The sequence below is a fragment of the Emticicia sp. W12TSBA100-4 genome (assembly GCF_040253585.1).
Lineage (GTDB): Bacteria > Bacteroidota > Bacteroidia > Cytophagales > Spirosomataceae > Emticicia.
This window is the reverse complement of the sequence record NZ_JBELAU010000006.1, coordinates 301,877-320,733: the sequence shown is the minus strand read 5'-3', so window position 1 is coordinate 320,733 and position 18,857 is coordinate 301,877. Positions and strand designations below refer to the sequence as shown.

Annotated in this window: 16 protein-coding genes; 13 read left to right on the top strand and 3 right to left on the bottom strand. The window is 37.8% G+C overall.

Translation table 11 applies throughout. From position 1 onward, the window contains the following. The first annotated feature begins 44 nt into the window (after window positions 1–44). Window positions 45–950 (top strand): 5-dehydro-4-deoxyglucarate dehydratase, encoded by a 906-nt coding sequence (kdgD, locus tag ABR854_RS10555; protein WP_350265359.1) that lies wholly within the window; start codon window positions 45–47, stop codon window positions 948–950. A 52-nt stretch (window positions 951–1,002) separates the two neighbouring features. Here kdgD and ABR854_RS10550 read toward each other — a convergent pair whose 3' ends face one another. Beyond that, window positions 1,003–1,671, bottom strand: coding sequence for a LamG domain-containing protein (locus tag ABR854_RS10550; protein WP_350265358.1), 669 nt, complete (start codon window positions 1,669–1,671; stop codon window positions 1,003–1,005). Between the two features lie 226 nt (window positions 1,672–1,897). After that, entirely contained in the window at window positions 1,898–2,428 is a 531-nt protein-coding gene (locus ABR854_RS10545) for a DinB family protein (RefSeq protein WP_350265357.1), read from the bottom strand. A 264-nt stretch (window positions 2,429–2,692) separates the two neighbouring features. Between ABR854_RS10545 and ABR854_RS10540 the strand changes: the two genes are divergently transcribed. Both ABR854_RS10540 and ABR854_RS10535 read left to right on the top strand, forming a co-directional pair. After that, window positions 2,693–3,181 (top strand): cupin domain-containing protein, encoded by a 489-nt coding sequence (locus ABR854_RS10540; RefSeq protein ID WP_350265356.1) that lies wholly within the window; start codon window positions 2,693–2,695, stop codon window positions 3,179–3,181. A 77-nt stretch (window positions 3,182–3,258) separates the two neighbouring features. Continuing rightward, window positions 3,259–4,029 (top strand): SDR family NAD(P)-dependent oxidoreductase, encoded by a 771-nt coding sequence (locus ABR854_RS10535; RefSeq protein WP_350265355.1) that lies wholly within the window; start codon window positions 3,259–3,261, stop codon window positions 4,027–4,029. Between the two features lie 59 nt (window positions 4,030–4,088). Here the strand turns inward: ABR854_RS10535 and ABR854_RS10530 are convergent, their stop codons facing one another. Next, window positions 4,089–4,691, bottom strand: coding sequence for a Uma2 family endonuclease (locus tag ABR854_RS10530; RefSeq protein WP_350265354.1), 603 nt, complete (start codon window positions 4,689–4,691; stop codon window positions 4,089–4,091). A 28-nt stretch (window positions 4,692–4,719) separates the two neighbouring features. Between ABR854_RS10530 and ABR854_RS10525 the strand changes: the two genes are divergently transcribed. The 10 genes from ABR854_RS10525 (at window position 4,720) to hisD (ending at window position 18,853) form a co-directional block, all read left to right on the top strand. Next, window positions 4,720–5,487, top strand: coding sequence for an SDR family NAD(P)-dependent oxidoreductase (locus ABR854_RS10525; RefSeq protein WP_350265353.1), 768 nt, complete (start codon window positions 4,720–4,722; stop codon window positions 5,485–5,487). Between the two features lie 22 nt (window positions 5,488–5,509). Beyond that, complete coding sequence (locus ABR854_RS10520) at window positions 5,510–5,887, top strand: Dabb family protein (RefSeq protein WP_350265352.1); 378 nt, start codon at window positions 5,510–5,512, stop codon at window positions 5,885–5,887. A 197-nt stretch (window positions 5,888–6,084) separates the two neighbouring features. Beyond that, window positions 6,085–9,663: a family 78 glycoside hydrolase catalytic domain gene (locus ABR854_RS10515; protein ID WP_350265351.1), complete on the top strand. Its 3,579-nt coding sequence runs from the start codon at window positions 6,085–6,087 to the stop codon at window positions 9,661–9,663. A gap of 114 nt (window positions 9,664–9,777) precedes the next feature. Next, window positions 9,778–10,818: a sensor histidine kinase gene (locus ABR854_RS10510; protein ID WP_350265350.1), complete on the top strand. Its 1,041-nt coding sequence runs from the start codon at window positions 9,778–9,780 to the stop codon at window positions 10,816–10,818. Between the two features lie 75 nt (window positions 10,819–10,893). Next, the gene (locus ABR854_RS10505) at window positions 10,894–11,580 is read left to right on the top strand and encodes a LytR/AlgR family response regulator transcription factor (RefSeq protein ID WP_350265349.1); all 687 of its coding nucleotides are present in this window, start codon (window positions 10,894–10,896) and stop codon (window positions 11,578–11,580) included. Window positions 11,581–11,715: 135 nt separating this feature from the next. Continuing rightward, entirely contained in the window at window positions 11,716–14,328 is a 2,613-nt protein-coding gene (locus tag ABR854_RS10500) for a TonB-dependent receptor domain-containing protein (RefSeq protein ID WP_350265348.1), read from the top strand. 72 nt (window positions 14,329–14,400) lie between these two features. After that, a complete protein-coding gene (locus ABR854_RS10495; protein WP_305951743.1) occupies window positions 14,401–14,748 on the top strand; it encodes a hypothetical protein in 348 nt (115 codons plus the stop codon). 506 nt (window positions 14,749–15,254) lie between these two features. Continuing rightward, window positions 15,255–16,247 (top strand): VOC family protein, encoded by a 993-nt coding sequence (locus tag ABR854_RS10490; protein ID WP_350265347.1) that lies wholly within the window; start codon window positions 15,255–15,257, stop codon window positions 16,245–16,247. Window positions 16,248–16,359: 112 nt separating this feature from the next. Next, window positions 16,360–17,472: an alpha/beta hydrolase family protein gene (locus ABR854_RS10485; RefSeq protein ID WP_350265346.1), complete on the top strand. Its 1,113-nt coding sequence runs from the start codon at window positions 16,360–16,362 to the stop codon at window positions 17,470–17,472. A 97-nt stretch (window positions 17,473–17,569) separates the two neighbouring features. After that, a complete protein-coding gene (gene hisD / locus ABR854_RS10480) occupies window positions 17,570–18,853 on the top strand; it encodes a histidinol dehydrogenase (protein WP_350265345.1) in 1,284 nt (427 codons plus the stop codon). Window positions 18,854–18,857: the final 4 nt, after the last annotated feature.

Genomic DNA, 18,857 nt, shown 5'->3' with positions numbered 1-18,857 from the left:
AAAAAAATTCACCATTAATCATTTAACATTTATCATTATTGCATATGGAACTATCAAAAATAAAATCATCGCTCGAAGATGGGCTTCTATCTTTTCCAATCACCGATTTTGATGAAAACGGTGAATTTAATGCAGAAACCTTCGCCGACCGTGTAGAATGGTTTGTAAGCCACGATGTTTCATCGGTGTTTGTGGCTGGCGGAACGGGCGAGTTTTTCTCACTTACAGCGGCCGAATACGAGCAGATTGTAAATATTTCGGTCAAAGTTGTAGCCGAACGAGTACCAGTAATTGCCAGTGCAGGAAGAAGCGTTGCCGAAGCAAAAACTTTCACTCAAATTGCCGAAAAAGCAGGTATTCATGCTATTTTACTTTTCCCTCCGTACTTAACCGAATGCCCGCAAGATGGTGTGTATGAATATGCCAAAACCATCATACAAAACACCTCATTACCAGTTATTTACTATAATCGTGGCAATGGTGTTTTATCAGCTGAATATATCAAGAAATTGGCTGATGCCTGTCCAAATTTTATTGGTTTGAAAGACGGCACAGGCAATATGCAAGATTTGAATGATACCATAAAAACTGTCGGAAAACGTCTTTCGTACATCGGCGGAGTTCCTACGGCTGAAATTATTGCCGAGGCATATCTTTCAATTGGCGTAAATACATATTCGTCGGCAGCATTTAATTTTGTACCAGAATTGGCCAATAAATTTTATAAGGCTTTACGTGTAGGAGATAAAACGACGGTTGAAGAAATCACACAGAAGTTTTATATTCCATTGGTCAGATTGCGTGGCAAAAAGAATGGCTATGCCGTTAGTCTGATTAAAGCAGGAGCAAAATTGATTGGTAAAAGTGCAGGTGATGTTCGTCCGCCACTCACGATGCCAACCGAAGCAGAGGTAGCAGAATTGCAGAAAATTATTGAGCAAAGCAAGTAGTTATAAAAAAAGCCATTGCTAATAAATTTTATCAGCAATGGCTTTTTTATTATTACTTCTTCACCACTTTCAAATCCTTAAAATAACCTTCGGTATAATTGCCCACCCAAAACCCGATACTACCTTCTTTTCCAATTCCATGCTTCATGTCATTAACAACCAAGGAAGGATATTTAGCATTGTTTAAGAATAATTTTGCTTTCTGACCTTCAACTTCTATTCGCATCGTTATCCATTCATTTAACCCCATATCGGCATAAGATTCGTATTTTTCGGGAGATTCTTTACGAAAACGGTCAAAGTCGTAATCTGGAAATGAAAAATATTGTATGCTATGATTTCGGCGAACTTGGTCTTCTGCTCGCCCGTTCGTAGGCCGAATGTAAATACTTTCAAATTGGCTATTATTCTCATCAATTCTAAAAGCCAAACCTATAAAACCTCTCGAAGTAGGCGTTGCGTTTTTCATCAATCGACTTAAAACTTTTACTTCGATACTTCCATTTTTGAAGTCCAAATTGCTCACTTTAACAAATGTTGGTTGGTCAACTCCTTTACTTGCTGTATCAAATTCTACCTTCACAACTTCTTCGCCTTCCATTTTCACGAAAGACAAAAGCACTTGATTTGCTTTCAGGGTTTCTTTACCAAGTTTTATATTTTGAGCAAACAAACTTACTGATAAACAGGAACTTACGAATAAAAGAATGAGCTTTTTCATAAAATTAGTTTTTTTTAAATGGAATAATACTTGACCAAACTGCACAGAAATTTTCAGAAAAACAACCATGACCACTATTTGGAATAATGAGCAATTGAGTTTGCACTTGCAGAGCAAGAATTATGAAGATAATTAACTGAAAATTTCTCATAGGTGTATAAAAAAGCCACGAATGAATTAAACCTAAATTCATACATTCGTGGCAATAAAAAAGGCTAAACTTCAATCAGAATAATTTTTCTTGTGGTGGTTTTGCTCCAGCCAAACGGATGTAAACCGTTGTTTGACCTCGGTGGTGAGTTTGGTGTTCAAAGCATTTTGCCAATGCTGTTCCTTTTGTCATCTCGAAACGCCCGAAAAGCTTTGTTGTTTCATTGAGTTGAGCAGGAGTCATTTTCTTCACATTTTCAATCACGAAGTCATAACCTGCCAAAACCAATTTAGTAACGTTTGCCTTTGAAATATCGGTAGTTTTTTCCGATTCTCCTTGTCCAACTGGACTTTTTGCTCCCGTAGCAGCTGCCGCAAAACCATAGTTTCCATCAGTTAAGTGTAGCATTTGTTGAGCAAATGAACGCATCTCTGGTGTAGGCTTTAAAGCATAACCCGACTCTGGCATGGCATCCAAATATTCTTTGGTGTAGGTTTTTGCACGTTCCCATTCTTTCACGATTTCATCAACCGAAGATTGAGCATTTGAAGCGGCCGAAATTCCTAAGAAAATCAATAGAATTGCAATAAGTTTTGATGTTTTCATAATTGTATTGGTTAAAAAATGATGGTGCAAAATTAGGAGAAATGTTGAAAATATACCCTTAAACTACATTAAGAAATTAGATATTTCTGCTTTGTTAAGAAGCAGATAATCTTGAAAGTGGTCGATTAGTGTTTGCACTAAAAAAGAATAGTTCAGCACAAATGTAAGAAATAATCGGATAGTGCATAGTTGTAGTCGGTTTTTGAATAGTAAAAAACATAGATTGATTTATACTTTTGCAAGAAATAGCATACACTGAATGATATGAGCAGCACAATAAGAAGAGTAGTAACTGGACACACCACCGAAGGAACGGCAATTTTTGCCTCTGATGAGTCTTTTGAAACCATCGTGATTCCATCGGGCGATGCCGCTATGGCAACTATCTGGACAACCGCTACCGTTCCTGCCGATTGCAATGACGAAACCGATGGCCGACTCCGAGATGCAGGAACAACGCTCAAAGGTGGTTCGGTGATTCGAGTAGTAGATATGTTGCCCAATGCTTCTTCGCCATTGCACCGCACGAGTAGCATTGATTATGGCATTGTGATTAGCGGAAAAATAGAATTAGAACTTGATAATCATGTATTTAAAACCATTGAGGTAGGCGGAATTATCGTACAAAGAGGAACAATTCATAAATGGAGAAACCCAAGTGCTGACGAAATTTGTAGAATCGTATTCGTACTGACAGAAGCCAAACCGTACGAAGTAAATGGCGTGGCATTAGAGGAATGTATGATACACTGAATTTTATTAACGATTTACGAATTAGCGATTTACGATTATTTGTATTCGTCATTCGTAAATCGGTTCAATCGTAAATTATGAATAATTTATTTGATTTGTCTGGAAAAACCGCACTTATCACAGGCTCTACATCGGGTATGGGAAAAGCAATTGCTTATGCGATGGGGCTACATGGTGCAAAAATTGTCATTTCGAGTAATGATACGGCTGGAGTGTTAGAAACCGTTGAAGAATTTCGTGCAGAAAATATTGAAGCTATAGGGGTGGAGTGTGATATGAACAGTAAGGCCGATATTGATACCCTTTACCAGCAAGCTATTCAAACTTTCGAGAAAGTTGATATTCTCGTGAATTGTGTCGGAATTGCCCCAGTAGGTAGTTTTTTCGATATTAATCAAGAAAATTTCGAGAGAACTATGGGTTTGAATCTGCAAGCGGCTATCTATCTCACGAAGTTGATACTTCCTCAAATGCAAGCTCAGAAAGATGGAGTAATTATTTATTTAGCGAGTATTGCAGGTGTTCGGGGCAATAAAAACTTAGGACTTTATGGCGTTTCAAAGGCAGGTTTGATAGAAATGGCTCGAAATCTTGCCGTTGAATTTGGCCCCGACAATATCAGAGTAAATACAATTTCGCCAGGAATGATAAATACACCTTTTTCGGAATCTTTGATGAAAAACGAAGAATTTATGAAAAAACGTTTATCTCAAACACCACTTCGTAGGGTAGGAGAGGTAGAAGAAATTGCGGGTGTGGCCGTCATGTTGGCATCAAAAGCCGGTGGTTTAATTACAGGTCAAAATATTATAGTTGATGGCGGAACTACTATTAGTGATGGGAATTAGGTTACTGGTTTACTTGTTATTGGTGTACTGGTTAATGGAAGGGTTTTGTGCGAAATTCATTATTCTGCTGCAAAAACTTCTTTAAGATTTATATGAAAATCTGGAAAAATTACACTTGTTAGAATTTCATCATCCACATAAATCGTAGCTGGACTGTAAATATCCGCTTCTGTTAGATGAAATTGAAATACGTTTTCGTGGTCGGGGTCAAAAATAAGGTATTCTCTTACGCCTGATTCTTCATAAAGAGCCTTTTTGAGTTTCATTTCTTTTGAAGAATTGCCAGGAGAAAGAATTTCAATGACCAAATCAGGAGCACCGAGACATCCTTTTTCATCTAATTTTTCGAGGTCGCAGATGATAGAAATGTCGGGTTGAACAACGGTATAAATATCTTTATTGGCTTTAACAGACTTAGATTTATCATACAAACGAACATCAAAAGGAGCAGCGTAAAATTTACAACGATGCCCTTTAAATTTTTGATAAACAGTTGCACTAAGTTCCATTGACATTCCTTGATGTCTCCGACTTGGAGCAGACATTTGCAGAATTCTACCTTTGATTAGTTCGACGGTTTGCTCGAACTTCCAAGTGAGATAATCGGCATAGGTATAAATTCCGTTGGCGACATCTAATTGAGATAAACTGGTAATTTCCATAAAAAAACAAAGATTTTAAGCAAAGATAATGAAAAGATTCCAAAATAAAGTAGCTATCGTAACGGGTGCAGCATCGGGCATTGGGCGTGCAACCGCCATCAAATTTGCTCAAGAAGGAGCTAAAGTTGTATTGGCTGATATTAATGATTTAAGTGAAATAGTTTCTGAAATAGAAAAAATAATTCCCCCACTGGGGGTTAGGGGGCTGAAGGTTAATATCGGCGAACGAGCAGACGTAATAAATCTAATAGAAACCACCGTAAAAACCTTTGGCAGAATAGATTATGCCGTAAACTGTGCAGGAATTGCAGGAAAAGTCTCAAAACCAGTGCATGAATATCCCGAAGAAGATTGGTTGAATCAAATCCAAATCAATCTGATAGGCACTTGGTATTGTGTAAAATTTCAGTTAGAACAAATGATAAAACAAGGCGGCGGAAATATCGTTTGTGTGTCGTCAGCGGCAGGTTTGGTGGGGCAACCCGAAAACTCACCTTATGCTGCATCGAAACATGGCGTAAATGGCTTAGTGAAATCGGCAGCTATTGAATATGCTACCAAAAATATTAGAATCAATGCCATTTGTCCGACTGCCATCGAAACACCCATGATTATGCACGGACGACGAAAGCTGGCCGAAAATCCTGAAGCTTTACAACAGGCCATTAATTTTCAACGCATGAAACGCATGGGGCATCCCGATGAAGTAGCTGATGTAGCCCTTTGGCTTTGTTCCGACCAGTCGAGTTTTATTACGGGGCATTGTATGGCCGTTGATGGTGGGGCTTTTGCTTAATTTTAACCAAAAATTTATAACAATGAAAAAACTCTTTTTTAAAATTGCTATCCTATTGATAGTCAGTAGTTTTAGTGCTAATACACAAGCTAAATCAGCTAAACTTTTCAAGCATATTGTTACGGTAACTTTCACCGAAAATGCTCCTCAAAATGAAATTGATGAAGTCGATAAATCTTTTAAAGGTTTGGCCAAACTAAAAGTTGTGAAGGCTTATGAATGGGGAGTTGCTCCTATCACCGACCGCAACAAAGAAAACAAACATACCTATGCTTTTACGTTTGCTTCTTTGGAAGATTTAGATAAATACGCCAAGTCGCCCGAACATCAAAAACATATCAAAGTAGGGGTTTCAGTTACAAAAAAAGTTGAAGCTGTGCAGTATTTTGTGGAGAAGTAATATTGAGGTAATAGTATTTTGCTGCAAAGCCACGATTTATCTCTTTTTATTCGTGGTTTTGTGGCACTTTTGTGTATCCTCAAAATTCTGATTTGAAATTACTTTTAAACAAGACAGTGCAGGAGTCTTTTGATAAATATTAGTTATATTTTTGAAGTTACAAATTCAATTCTCAAACGAAATATTCAACCTTAACGATGAAAAAACAAATACTACTGACAGCTATTTTTATGTTGTCTTTGGGTCAAATTTTTGCTCAATTCAAACTACAAAAACTCCAAGTCAATTATCAAACCACCCCTCTGGGTACGGATTTAGGCACGCCACAATTTTCGTGGCAAATGACAAATGCTACTAACAAACGAGGACAAGCCCAAATCGCTTATCAGATTGAAGTTACTGATGAACAAAATCAAGTAGTTTGGAACTCAAAAAGGGTCGAATCTGACCTTTCTCATGCCATTCAGTATGAAGGAGAAACTTTAAAACCAACCACACGCTACCGTTGGAAACTAACGGTTTGGGATAATTTTAAGGCTTTTTCGGTCAATAATTCTTGGTTTGAAACAGGTTTTCTGAATACAAAAATGGATGCGTGGTCAGGTGCTAACTGGATTGGCGGAGGTGCAGAAGATATGCCATTTTATTCGCATTATTTATCGGTTTTTAAACTTCAATACGATATTCAATTGGATAAAAATAGTAGTAAAGCCGCATTTTTATTTGGAGCGAATGATAGCCGTTTGATGAATAAAAGTTTAAATCTGATGGCAGTCGAACGCAAGAAAAATGAAAGTTATGTTTCGCTTGAATTAGATATTTCATCACTCAGTGCTGATACTTCCAGCCGAGCTAAATTAAACATCTATCGAGTTGGCTACACTGTTGATGATAAAACAAATATTCCTTTTAAAACGCTATCAATTCCTCAAAATATCATCAATAACACTAATAAATTTGATAAACATAGCATTTATACCGAATGTAATTTCGATTTATTTGAATTTTTTGTTGATGGTACTGATGATGCCCACAAACTAAAAGACCCTAATGCTCCATCCGCTGGTCGTTTTGGTCCGAGAGGCATCAATCTAAACCCAGTCGGTAGCGGCAATAATTATATCAGTTTTCCGATGTTGGCCGATATTGGTTTCAAAACTGAAGCCAATCAAACCGCTTCTTTTTCAAATATTCAAGTAAAAAATCTTCGTTATCCGAGTAATACTATTTTTTCCGAAAACCTCTCAACCAATAAAAGCATTTTTGAAGGCTTAACTATCGAAAATGGTGTTTATCGACTTTCACCCAATACTTTGATAACAGCAAATCCAAGTCGAAATGCTACACCAATGCTCCGAAATGTGTTCAAAACTGAAGCAAAATCAATCAAAAAAGCACGTTTATACGTAACCGCACGTGGTATTTATGAGGTCTATCTAAACGGACAACGCATAAGCAACGAATACTTCAATCCTGGACTTACGCAGTACAACAAAAACCACATGTATCAAACTTATGATGTAACTGCTTCACTAAAAAATGGACAAGCCAATGCCATTGGTGCGTGGTTGAGTGAAGGTTGGTGGTCAGGAAATATTACATATAGCGGCGAAAGCTGGAACTGGTTCGGCGACCGTCAATCGCTTCTGGCAAAAATGGTGATTTCCTATGCCGATGGTTCAGAACAAATCGTAACGTCGAATGATAAAGATTGGAAAATCTATACCGATGGACCAATCAGAGTTGGGTCGTTTTTTCAGGGAGAAGTGTATGATGCCACCAAAGAAGATGCAATAAAAGGCTGGACAACAGCTACTTATGATGATAAATCTTGGAAAAAAGCTTTTGAAGTTCCACTTGAAGGTACCTCCGTAGTAGGTGATGTAAAATATTCTGGTCGATATTCAGCTTCATTACCCTATAATGATTTTAAACTCGTTGGGCAAATGGGCGACAATGCCAGTATCGTTAAAACACTCAATGCCCTCAATGTAGAAGAAGTTCGTCCGAAAGTTTTTGTGTATGATATGGGGCAAAACATGGTGGGTTTTCCGCAAATTAAGATAAAAAATGGTAAAAAAGGGCAAGTAATTACGATGCGTTTTGCTGAAATAAAATACCCAAATTTGCCTGATTATAAAGGAAATGAAGGAATGGTAATGATGGAAAACATCAGAGCCGCTCTCACACAAGACCAATATATTCTGAAAGGTGGCGATGAGGTAATTCAACCAAGATTTACATTTCATGGGTATCGGTATTTAGAAATTACAGGCGTTGAGCAAGCCATTCCTGTGGCAGATGTTAAAGGCTTAGTAATCAGTTCTATAAGCGAGTTGGCTTCTTTCTACGAAACCAATAATGCACTCGTCAATAAACTTTGGCAAAACATCACTTGGTCGCTTCGTAGTAATTTCCTTTCGATTCCGACCGACACTCCTGCCCGCAATGAGCGAATGGGTTGGAGTGGCGATATTTCGGTTTTCTCAAAAAGTGCTACTTATCTAACCGATGCAAACTTATTTTTGAGAAGACACCTTTTGGCGATGCGAGATATTCAACCCGAAAGCGGACGCTTTACCGATGTAGCCCCAGTTGGTGGCGGCTTCGGTGGCACGCTTTGGGGAAGTGCAGGAATCGTGGTTGCGTGGGAAACGTACCGCCAATACGGTGATATTCAATTACTTAGCGAGCATTTCGGTGCCATGAAAAAATACATCAATTTCTTAGAAACCAAAGTTGATAAAACAAACGGAATCTTAAACGAAGGGCCATTGGGCGACTGGTTGAGTCCAGAAGGAAATAAAAACGATAATACGCTCTTTTGGATGGCTTATTTTGCTTACGACTTAGACATTATGAGTCAAATGGCGGCAGTTTTGGGTAAAACAGACGAAGCAAAAAGTTTGAAAAAAAGAAGTGAAGAAATAAAGAAAGCCTTTAACGAAATTTATGTTGATAAAACTACCCATCGAACCGTAAAATCTGGTGTAAAAGCCCCAAGTTTTGGACCTCCAAATTCCCAACAAACAGAAACAAAAACCGACAAAGGAGAGTTGATAGATACCCAAGCATCGTATGCGATTCCGTTGGCTTTGAGAACTTTTAATGCCGAGAATAAAGCATTTGCGGTTAAATTTTTAAACGAAGCCATTGCTCGCAAAAATAAAGATGATAATGGCGTGGAACGCCCAGAAAATTCATTAATGACAGGTTTTATCGGAACGGCTTCAATTTCGGAAGCACTTTCTGAAAACGGTAGTAACGATTTAGCCTATAAATTGTTGGTCAATAAACAGTATCCATCTTGGCTATATTCGGTCGTTAATGGAGCCACTTCTATTTGGGAAAGGCTTAATTCTTATACCGTGGAAAATGGTTTTGGTGGAAATAACTCAATGAATTCATTCAATCACTATTCGTTTGGAGCGGTGGCTTCGTGGATGTATAATTATTCATTGGGAATTCAACGCCACCCACAAAAGACTGGTTTCAAGGAGTTTATCCTAAAACCAACACCTGACCCAAGCAGACAAATCACATTTGCCAAAGGTTATTATGATTCGATGTACGGACGAATCAGCAGCGAATGGAAGATTGAAGGTAGTAAAATAACTTATAAGTTTACTGTGCCTGCCAATACCTCGGCGACATTATATCTACCTGCTAATAAGCAAATTACGGAATCTGGTAAAAGTGTAAAAACCGACAAAACTGAAGGTGATAAAGTTGTGATTCCATTGACTTCTGGAACTTATGTTTTTGAAGTAAAATAGTTTTATTAAATCAATAAGAGAGGTGCGATTATGTTAATTGCACCTCTTTTTGTTTGTGGATAATCTTTTTAATCAATAAGGAAATAGCTAATATTGTTAATTATTTAGAAAAAAATGCTAAAACGAGCCATAAAATCGTATTATTTGCACATCATTACTTGGACAGCTTTATTTTTGTTGCCTTTTATTGGCTTTATCTACGAGCCTAATAAAATATCGGAAACTAACCTTTATTTTATAAAAACTCATTTCATAAATATTTTATTTTTAGCAGGGGCTTTCTACCTAAACCTTAATTATATCGCTCCTAAATACTTTTTCGAGAAAAGTCGGCTGAAATTTATTGCATTGACTTTTTTAGTTTTGGGAATATACGTATTTATAACCTATTTGACAGTAAGGTACAGCCCTCTTGATGAAATGAAAAACCTACAGAATAAGAATTTCATATTTTTTCGATTCATAATTGGTCCAAGTATTACTTATTCGCTGTGTATGCTTACCAGCACCATGATGTTTTTATATGACGAACAAGCCCGCCAAAAAGAGTTCAACAAACTTATCGAAATTGAGAAAACTGCTGCTGAGCTAAATATGCTAAAATTACAGATTAGTCCACATTTTTTATTCAATACACTTAATAATATTCGTTGGTTGATTCGTAAAAAATCAGAGCAGTCGGAAGAGTCAGTAATGAAGCTTTCAGAGATTCTCCGATACATCATTTATGAAGTAGAAGGCTCAAAAGTAGAATTTAGTCGAGAAATAGAACATTTACGTAACTTTATCGAACTCCAAATCTTACGTCTGCCGATTGAAGGAAATGTGGTTTTCAAAGTAGATGAAAGCATCAATAATTTTTTAATCGAACCTCTGCTATTTATTCACTTTGTCGAAAATGCCTTCAAATATGGTATTGATAGCAAAAATGTACCAGATATTGTTTTTGAATTTCAGAAGATTCCGACTGGCATAATTTTTCATTCAAGAAATAAAATTTTGCTACAAAAAACGAACATTCAAAATGAAGGTATTGGCCTAACAAACATCCAAAGACGCTTGGCACTACTTTATCCAGATAAACACGAATTGACAATTAATAGTGATGAAGAATATTTCGATGTAGTTTTAAGATTAGAGTTGGAAAATAATTAGAGATTGTATAAATGATAAAGAATTTATAGCATAGGTTTTTTTCTAAGTTTGAGGGAAATATAATTAGGTTAAAAGATGAAAATAAAGTGTATTTTAATCGACGACGAACCATTTGCGTTAAATATCTTAGAAGATGATTTATTGGATTTTAAGAATGTAGAAATTGTCGAAAAATTCAATAGCCCTGTCGATGTGCCTGATTTTCTGCAAAATCATGAAGTTGACCTCATTTTTTCTGATATTCAAATGCCCGAAATGCTTGGCACTCAGTTTATCCGACATCTACCAAATCCACCTTTGGTTATTTTTACAACGGCCTATCATCAATACGCTTTAGAGGGTTTTGAACTCAATGCGGTTGATTATCTGATGAAACCTATTAGGAAAGAACGCTTGGAAGCGGCACTCAAAAAAGTAGAAAATCAGTTAAAATTAAAAGATAAACTAAAAACAGAATCCGAAGAAAATTACATTTTGATAAATGTAGAATACCAAAAAGTTCAACTGTTTTTTGATGAAATAATTTATATCGAGGGCTTAAAAGACTATGTGAAAATTTATTTAGAAAACCGCATTCACCCCCTTCTAACTCGCAGTAATTTGCGTGGAATGGAAAGTAAATTGCCCAAAAAAGTTTTTGCTCGAATCCATAATTCTTTTATCATTAACAAACGAAAAATCACTTCTTTTCATCATTCAAAAGTGTTTCTTTCAAAAGTAGAATTGCCTGTTGGTAAGACTTACGTTGAAAACATTTTGTAGAAACAAGGCAACTGACTTTTCACAGATATACACTTCATCTTCACAGATATACAAATCTTTGTTGCATCCGATTTTCCTTTTCAATTTTGAATCAAGTTTCAAAAAGAAACGATTCCAACATAAATTTTTATGAAAATGAAAAGGCTATTATCTGCTCTCGTAGCAGCACTCATCACACTTACAAGTTTTGCTCAAATGCCAATGGGTGGTCCACCAGCAGGAGCAAAAATGCCAGAAGGGAGATTATTCGGGAAAATAGTTGACGAGCAAGGAAAACCAGTAGAATTTGCATCGGTTGTTTTGCTCAAAACTACTTTCGACAACGCCACCAAACAAAACAAAGAGGTAATGGTAAAAGCTCAGAGTACTGAGCTTAACGGTGATTTTAATTTCACCGAAGTACCAATTATGGCAAAGTTAAAGCTAAAAATCAGCTCGGTGGGCTACAAAACCATCGAAATGCCTGTGGCATTTGCCATGCCTAAGATGGAAGGTATGACACCGCCAAAAGCTGGCCAACAACCTGACCCTGCCATGATTGCCAAAATGATGGCGGCTTTCGAGAAAGACTTAGGAAATCTAAGAATCGAGAGCGATACAAAGGTTTTAGATGCAGTTACTGTAACTGCCCAAAAAGCTTTGCTCGAAATGGATATTGATAAAAAAATATTCAATGTAGAAAAAAACATAGTAACGGCAGGCGGAACAGGCGTTGATGTGATGCGAAATATTCCTTCGTTGCAAGTAGATATTGATGGAAACGTAAAACTTCGTAATGCCGCACCAACGATTTTTATTGATGGCCGCCCTACAACGCTTTCACTCGAACAAATTCCCGCTGATGTTATCGAAAAGGTGGAAGTAATTACCAATCCATCAGCTAAATACGATGCTTCAGGCAGCATGGCGGGAATTCTAAACATTATCTTAAAAAAGAACAAAAAGAGTGGTTACAACGGAATGCTCAATATGGGTACCGATAGTAATGGCGGCTCAAATGTGATGGGAAATATAGGAATAAATCAGAAAAAATGGAATGTTACACTCATGGGCATGAATATGCGTATGCGAAACAACACCGAAGGAAACAGTGAGCGTACGAGCAGCATTGGCGGTATCAACTCAAATGTGGTGCAAGACATCGAAAGTAAAACCAAAGGCATGATGACGTTTGGGCGATTAAGTGTCGATTATAATATCTCGAACCGTACGACGCTATCGGTTGGAACTTTGCTGGCAGGCGGAAAGTTTCGACCATCGGAAGACATTCTGATTACCAATACAACATCGGGCAGGTCAACAGTAAGCAATCGACTTTCTGAGTCGGAGCGTAGTTTCAAGCCAAGAGGATTACAGTTAGGCTTACAACATAAGTTTCCGACATCTGGAGAAGAACTCACAATGGATTTCAATTATATGGGAGGCGAAAACTCAGGTTTAGGAATCTATACGACCAATTATTATAACGTTTCTAACTTGATTACAGGTACTCAAATTCAGAAAAACATTGCTTCTGGTGCTAACAAATCCATGACTTTCCAAACAGATTATACAAAGCCATTTAAGAATGGAATTAATATCGAAACGGGTATTAGAGCTCAAATCAATGATTTAGAAAACATCAATAATAACTCATTGAAAGCCGTCGGAACTGAGGAGTATAGAAATATCACATCGGCTTCGGCAAATTATGATAGTAAAAATAGTGTTTATGCTGCTTATTTTTCACTTTCGGGCAAAGCCAGTACAGTGTTTTCGTATAAAGTTGGTTTAAGAGCCGAAAGCTCAGCCTATGAAGGAAAATTATTGAATACAGGTGAAAAATTCAGCAATAGTTATCCGATTAGTTTATTTCCATCGGTGTTTATTAGCAAAAGTTTATCAAAAACTGACCAAATTCAGTTGAGTGTTACTCGCAGAGTCAATCGTCCGAATTTTTTCCAACTAATTCCGTTCATTGATTTCAGCGATAGCCTAAATATTACTCGTGGAAATGCCAATCTTGTGCCTGAGTTTACAACGTCTGGCGAGATTTCGTACAGCAAATCACAAGGTACTGGTACATTCTTGGCATCGGCGTATTATAAACATACCAATAACCTGATTACCAGATATTTGAATCAAGAAATAAACCCAATTAGTGGCAAACTCGACCTTATCAATACTTATATAAATGCCAATTCGAGTCTCAATTACGGTGCCGAATTTACTTACACCAACAAAGTACAAAAATGGTGGGATTTGACAGCCAATGTCAATTTCTATAATTCAAAAATCAATACCGATAATATAGATAATGCACCTTCGGTGGCAGCACTTTGGACGGTTTTTGGTAAATTGAACAATAATTTTAGTCTTCCTAAAAAATGGGTGATTCAGCTTTCGGCCGATTATCAAGGAAAAACTAATATGCCTGTTACTCAAAACCAAGGATTTGCAGGCCCAATGAGCCAAGCACAAAGCTCATCGCAAGGATACATTAAACCTTTCTATGGAGTTGATTTGGCCGTGAAGAAAACATTCTTGAAAAATGATTTGGCTTCGCTGACACTTTCAGTAAATGATATTTTCCGTACACGTATCAACACCCAAGTTTCGACGGGCGAAGGTTTTTCACAGACTTATACTCGTTTATCAAATCCACAGATTATTAAGCTAAATTTATCTATTAGATTTGGTAAAATGGACATGAAAATGTTTAAGAAAAATAGTAACCCTTCTTCAATGGAAGGAATGCAAATGCAATAACCCCCGACCCCTAAAGGGGAGTTTTAGAGGTATTTATTTCAATTTTTCAAAATATATTAAACAACCAAAACAATGTTAAAGAAAACTTTCGCAACCGCATTTTTATTTTTTGCAATCACAATCGCATCATTCGCCCAAGACGTCAACGGAAAATGGGTTGGTAAAGTAATGGACCAATTTGATGTAGCTTATAACTTTAAAGCCGACGGTGAAAAATTGACAGGCACAACATCTGGCCCAGATGGAACTGAAATTGCTCTTAAAGATGGGAAAATAAAAGGTAATGACCTTGAATTTACAATCAATATCATGGAAAACGATGTGAAAATTGCGGGTAAATTGGAAGGAGAAGTTATCAAACTTAAATTTAAGATTATGGATAATGATGTAGAGTTGGTTTTGAAAAAAGAAAAAAAATAATCAGAAACCCTCAGAAATGGATTTAAAAACCGCAGCCCTAAGCTGCGGTTTTTGTTTTATATCAATATGATTGATTTTGCTAAATTACAGTCTGTTTTTGTTATGAAAAAAGCCTTTATGATGCTGTATTATTGCAGTTTACACGAAACGATATCTATAAGAATTGCATCATTAGGCTAAAAAATATATCTCAGAAAGCCTTGCCTTTAATTCTACTGCCCATCTAAAAGAGTGACTGTATTAGAAAATCTGGAAAAAATTGCGAACAATACCTCTAAAAATGGTTTTTATTGCCGATTGAATATAGATTTTTACATTTAAGACTTCCGAAAAAAGATAGGCGTATTATTCATTTGAAGTATTTTTCATTCTGAAGTACAAAATCTTTCCTTTTTTATATGCCATATCTCTGATTTTGCATAGTATTCGCCGCAAAATGCTAAATAAATCTGCATTTACTAAATTAATTTTGTAACATTAAATCTTAGATAATAACAATTATTGATATGGCAAAGAATCCTCATTTTCTTTCTCAAATGGCTCACGTAGAGGTATTGACTACTGACCTAAACAGATCTGTTGAATTCTTCAGAGATGTTGTTGGTATGGACGAAACAGGTCGTGAAGAATCATCAGTTTACCTCCGAGCTTGGGGAGATTATTTTCATCATACATTAAAACTTACGCAGAGCGAAAAGTCAGGTCTTGGGCATATCGGTTGGCGTGCTGATAGTCCCGAAGCACTCGAAGAATGCGTAGCTTATTTAGAAAGCATCGGTGCTGGTCGTGGCTGGGTAGAAGGTGACTTAGGTCATGGGAAAGCTTATCGTTTTCAATCACCCGACGGACACACCCACGAAGTTTTTTGGGATGTAGTTTGGTTGCGTGAACAAGGTGAAAGAGGTAGTATTTATGCCGACCGCTATGCAAGTAACCGCATGAAAGGAGCAAATCCACGTCGTTTCGACCACGTAACTTACATGGTTGCAAAAGGCAAATACGCAAATGAAAAAGAGTTCTGGAAAAACATGGGACTTAAAAATCCTGACGAAATCAGAATTTCGGACGATATGCCACCCATTGGTGGATTACACACCATTGGAAATCTTTCGCACGATATTGCAGTCTTTACCGACCCTAATATTGGCGAAAACGAAGGCGTATTAAACCATATTTGCTGGAATGTTGACAGCCGTGAAGAAGTACTTTTAGCCCTTGATTACTTCATTGAGAAAGGATATAAAAGCGTCATGGGAGCTCCAACTCGCCACAAGGCCGACGAAGGTTTCTTTATTTACATCATCGACCCAGGTAGCGGTGTATTATTTGAATACTATGCTTGTGCAAGACTTGTTTTTGCTCCTGACCATTTGGATGTTCATTACCTAAAAGACAATCCAAACGACGCTTGGGGCAGTGCCAATCCATTTGCCGAAATGGGTAAAGGTAAAAAACTTGGCCTTTCGGAAGACGGTACAGTAAAACCAGCAGACGTTTAGTTAATGATAGGTGATTAATGCTTGATGATAAATAAAAAATTATCATTCATTGTGCATTTTCATTTAATAAATTTCATTAATCATTAACAATTTAACATTAACCATTCAAGAAATGTGGCATTATTTTCCTGGGCAGTATATGCCTTCATATCAAGTAAATAGAGCATTGACCCAAGCCCATTATGGTGGCGGTGAATTTGCCGAAATCTTAGAGGTAGCGGGTGAAATCGACCCATCTGACCGTGAAAGTTTTAATCGTGCATGGGTGAAAATGGGCGATAAAGTTTATGACAAAGCTGAGGCTTACGCAGCAGCAGGTCAACGAGTTTCTGCTCGCAGAACCTACCTCAGAGCGTTCAATTACTTACGTACCAGCGAGTTTTTTATGACTTTGCACGATGAACGTAAGATTCCATATTACCTCAAATGCCGTGATGCTTTCATCAAAGCCATTGACTTATTCGATGAGCGTCCAGTTACGGTTGATATTCCTTTTGAAGGTTCGTTTTTACCTGCTTACCTTTTTAAACCATCGGGTGTGAAAAATCCGCCGGTAGTGGTCATGTTTGGTGGTTTAGATAGTTTGGCCGAAGAATTATATTTTGGAATTGCCCAGCACCTCAACGAACGTGGAATTGCCATGATGGCAGTTGACGGCCCAGGACAAGGTGCAGCTCTTAGGCTCAATCATATCCACACACGCTACGATTATAATGTAGCAGGGTCGGCAGTTTTAGATTACATCATCGAAAATTTTGGCGAACACGTTGATACCTCAAGAGTGGGTATAGGAGCCGTTTCTATGGGTGGATACATGGCCGCACGTTGTGCCGCTTTCGAGCCACGTTTCAAGGTTTGTATGATTTTCGGAGCGGTTTGGTCTTACTATGATATTTGGAAAAATCGTCCTGATAACCATCCATTAGCCGAAATCGTGCAGCATATTGTAGGAGCAGATAACATGACTGAAGCACGTGAACGCTTGAAAAACTTCACATTGGAAGGGGTAGCTGAGAAAATTCAATGCCCAACTTACATTCTACACGGCGAAGACGACCGCCAGAATTTCGTAGAAAATGCCTACAAAGTTAATGAGGCACTCACTTGCGAACACGTAATGGAAATCGTACCGAAAGAAGAAAGTGGTTCAGCTCACTGTTCAGTAGATGACTTCACAAAGTCGTTTAATATGTACGATTGGATAGAAAAGAAGATAAAGGAATAACACCCAGCCCCTAAAGGGGAGTAAGGAAATACTGATTATAGTCAAACCAAACAAATTAATTAAGATATAAAATTCCCCTTTAGGGGTTAGGGGTGATATGATACAACAAATAAAAAAAGGAATTACTTACGCCGAGAGCAAAGAGGCAGATTTGAAAGTAAGGGCATTGGTAGAAAATATGCTCGAAAAAGTTACGCAAGAAGGCGATGCTGCCGTTCGTGAGTTTTCAGCGAATTTGGATAAATGGTCACCAGCCAGTTTTCGACTTTCTGACTCAGAAATCAAAGAAATCATTGCAGGTTTACCACAACAGGTAATTGATGATATTACTTTCGCTCAAACCCAAATCAGAAATTTCGCCAAAATTCAGCGTGAATCTATCAAAGATGTAGAGGTTGAAACCCTTCCAGGTGTGTTTTTGGGGCATAAAAATATTCCAGTAAACTCGGTGGGGTGTTATGTGCCAGGCGGACGCTACCCAATGGTTGCTTCTGCTCACATGAGCGTACTTACGGCAAAAGTGGCAGGTGTAAAGCGTGTAATTGCGTGTACACCACCTATCAACGGACAAATTCCTGCAGCAACCGTAGCAGCCATGTCAATGGCTGGGGCTGACGAAATTTATCTTTTGGGAGGAGTTCAGGCAATCGCTATGATGGCAATTGGTACTGAAACCGTACAGCCAGTTGACATGCTCGTTGGGCCAGGAAATGCCTACGTAGCAGAAGCTAAACGACAGCTATTTGGTAAAGTAGGTATTGACCTTTTTGCTGGTCCAACTGAAACTTTAGTCATTGCCGATGATACCACTGATGTAGAAACTTGTGCAACTGACCTTCTCGGTCAAGCTGAACACGGCCTAACTTCGCCAGCAATTTTATTAACAACCAGCAAAACCATTGCCGAAGGGATCGAAGCTGAGATTCAAAGACAACTGACTGTTTTACCAACGGCTGATGTCGCCAGCGTAGCTTGGAGAGATTACGGTCAAGTAATTTTGTGTGATACCGTTGAAGAATTAATTTCGGAAGCTGACCGCATTGCCAGCGAACACGTACAGGTAATGACCGAAAATCCACGTTTATTTCTTGAAAAAATGACCAATTTCGGTGGATTATTCTTAGGCGATAAAACCAACGTGGCTTACGGTGATAAAGTGATTGGTACAAACCACACTCTTCCAACTCGTGAAGCAGCTCGCTATACAGGTGGACTTTGGGTGGGTAAATTCTTAAAAACTTGTACGTATCAAGAAATCAAAACCGAAGAGGCAAGCAAGCTAATTGGTGAATATTGTTCAAGACTTTGTGAAATCGAAAACTTTGCAGGCCACAAAGAACAAGCCGATTTGAGAGTAAGGAAATATACCCCTAATCCCTAAAGGG

Bases quoted from the DNA above. Each gene is read 5' to 3' on its own strand.
- kdgD (WP_350265359.1), top strand. From the start codon at position 45: ATGGAACTATCAAAAATAAAATCATCGCTCGAAGATGGGCTTCTATCT.
- ABR854_RS10520 (WP_350265352.1), top strand. From the start codon at position 5,510: ATGAAAAAACTCTTTTTTAAAATTGCTATCCTATTGATAGTCAGTAGT.
- ABR854_RS10535 (WP_350265355.1), top strand. From the start codon at position 3,259: ATGAATAATTTATTTGATTTGTCTGGAAAAACCGCACTTATCACAGGC.
- ABR854_RS10545 (WP_350265357.1), bottom strand. From the start codon at position 2,428: ATGAAAACATCAAAACTTATTGCAATTCTATTGATTTTCTTAGGAATT.
- ABR854_RS10550 (WP_350265358.1), bottom strand. From the start codon at position 1,671: ATGAAAAAGCTCATTCTTTTATTCGTAAGTTCCTGTTTATCAGTAAGT.
- ABR854_RS10530 (WP_350265354.1), bottom strand. From the start codon at position 4,691: ATGGAAATTACCAGTTTATCTCAATTAGATGTCGCCAACGGAATTTAT.
- ABR854_RS10500 (WP_350265348.1), top strand. From the start codon at position 11,716: ATGAAAAGGCTATTATCTGCTCTCGTAGCAGCACTCATCACACTTACA.
- ABR854_RS10505 (WP_350265349.1), top strand. From the start codon at position 10,894: ATGAAAATAAAGTGTATTTTAATCGACGACGAACCATTTGCGTTAAAT.
- ABR854_RS10525 (WP_350265353.1), top strand. From the start codon at position 4,720: ATGAAAAGATTCCAAAATAAAGTAGCTATCGTAACGGGTGCAGCATCG.
- ABR854_RS10515 (WP_350265351.1), top strand. From the start codon at position 6,085: ATGAAAAAACAAATACTACTGACAGCTATTTTTATGTTGTCTTTGGGT.
- ABR854_RS10495 (WP_305951743.1), top strand. From the start codon at position 14,401: ATGTTAAAGAAAACTTTCGCAACCGCATTTTTATTTTTTGCAATCACA.
- ABR854_RS10485 (WP_350265346.1), top strand. From the start codon at position 16,360: ATGTGGCATTATTTTCCTGGGCAGTATATGCCTTCATATCAAGTAAAT.
- ABR854_RS10490 (WP_350265347.1), top strand. From the start codon at position 15,255: ATGGCAAAGAATCCTCATTTTCTTTCTCAAATGGCTCACGTAGAGGTA.
- hisD (WP_350265345.1), top strand. From the start codon at position 17,570: ATGATACAACAAATAAAAAAAGGAATTACTTACGCCGAGAGCAAAGAG.
- ABR854_RS10510 (WP_350265350.1), top strand. From the start codon at position 9,778: ATGCTAAAACGAGCCATAAAATCGTATTATTTGCACATCATTACTTGG.
- ABR854_RS10540 (WP_350265356.1), top strand. From the start codon at position 2,693: ATGAGCAGCACAATAAGAAGAGTAGTAACTGGACACACCACCGAAGGA.